Source organism: bacterium endosymbiont of Bathymodiolus sp. 5 South, assembly GCF_900128535.1.
GTDB lineage: Bacteria > Pseudomonadota > Gammaproteobacteria > PS1 > Pseudothioglobaceae > Thiodubiliella.
The window spans coordinates 1-1,440 of the sequence record NZ_FQTR01000302.1 but is presented as its reverse complement, the minus strand read 5'-3'; the positions used below and the strand labels follow the sequence as shown (position 1 = coordinate 1,440).

Annotated in this window: 1 pseudogene; it reads left to right on the top strand. The window is 42.0% G+C overall.

The features are described 5' to 3' along the window. A pseudogene (locus BBROOKSOX_RS10995) lies at positions 1 to 805 on the top strand (Ig-like domain-containing protein); the annotation flags it as partial. Positions 806 to 1,440: the final 635 nt, after the last annotated feature.

Sequence of the window (1,440 nt, the reverse complement as noted above, 5' to 3'; positions counted from 1 at the left end):
TGGCTATACCAAGATTTATTCAACTTGGGGAGCCTTCACCGCCCTTAAAGCCGATGGATCAATAGTGGCGTGGGGTGCCTCGGATAAGGGAGGCACAGGCGCACCCTCTGATAATGGCTATACTAAGATTTATTCAACTGTGGGTGCCTTTGCCACCCTTAAAGCCGATGGATCAATCACGGCGTGGGGTAATTCGGATTGGGGAGGCACAGGCGCACCCTCTGATAATGGCTATACCAAGATTTATTCAACTGTGGGTGCCTTTGCCGCCCTTAAAGCCGATGGGTCAATCACGGCGTGGGGTTCTTCATATAATGGAGGCACAGGCGCACCCTCTGATAATGGCTATACTAAGATTTATTCAACTGGGTATGCCTTCGCCGCCCTTAAAGCCGATGGGTCAATCACGGCGTGGGGTGCTTCAGGTTCTGGAGGCTCAGGTGCACCCTCTGATAATGGCTATACTAAGATTTATTCAACTGAGTTTGCCTTTGCCGCCCTTAAAGCCGATGGATCAATCAAGGCGTGGGGTGCTTCAAGTTCTGGAGACACAGACGCACCCTCTGATAATGGCTATACCAAGATTTATTCAACCGGGTATGCCTTCGCCGCCCTTAAAGCCGATGGATCAATCACGGCGTGGGGTAATTCGGATTGGGGAGGCACAGGCGCACCCTCTGGTAAGGGCTATACCAAAATTTATTCAACTGGGTATGCCTTCGCCGCCCTTAAAGCCGATGGGTCAATCACGGCGTGGGGTGATTCAGATTCTGGAGGCACTACATCTAACGCTACATCCGATTAAATATAGGGCAACGCCAACTTAAAGTTTTTTAAAATTAACGGATTAAAATATTTAAAGACACTCAAAGAACCTTAGTGCGATTTATCCGAAAATTGACTAAAGGGTAGTAGTTCTTCAAGTATTGGCGGATTAAACCATGGGCGTTCTCATTAGAGCCCCCTTGCCATGACGCATACAGATTAGCAAAGTAAATATTAATACTTTAAATGATTAGATAAGGTAGCGTGTTGCATGATTTCAGGGTCTCTATCATAGGTCATAGGCAAGCGTAAGAATTCAGGCATCGCTTTGTTTTTTGTTCAAATCCCTAAGTGGAAAAGGACTAAAAATAGAGAAATAAAGCAAGAAAGCAGCTGGGAAAATAAGTTTTTTAGGCTTTATAAAGAAATACAGGTAATTTTGAAAATATTTTTGAAAAAATCTAAAAATTGAAATTAAGGTAAAAAATTATGAGTTATGCAAAAGTCTCAGATACTTGTTTAAGTTTTTTTATTATAAAAAATTCAAAAAATAACTAAACTAAAAAACTCCACTCTCTACTACACAAATTTTTAATAAAACCATCCTCACTTAGTATTTCATTCCAAGCCTGGCAAGATCTTTCAATAACATCATCATAATTTTGGAATGTAGTA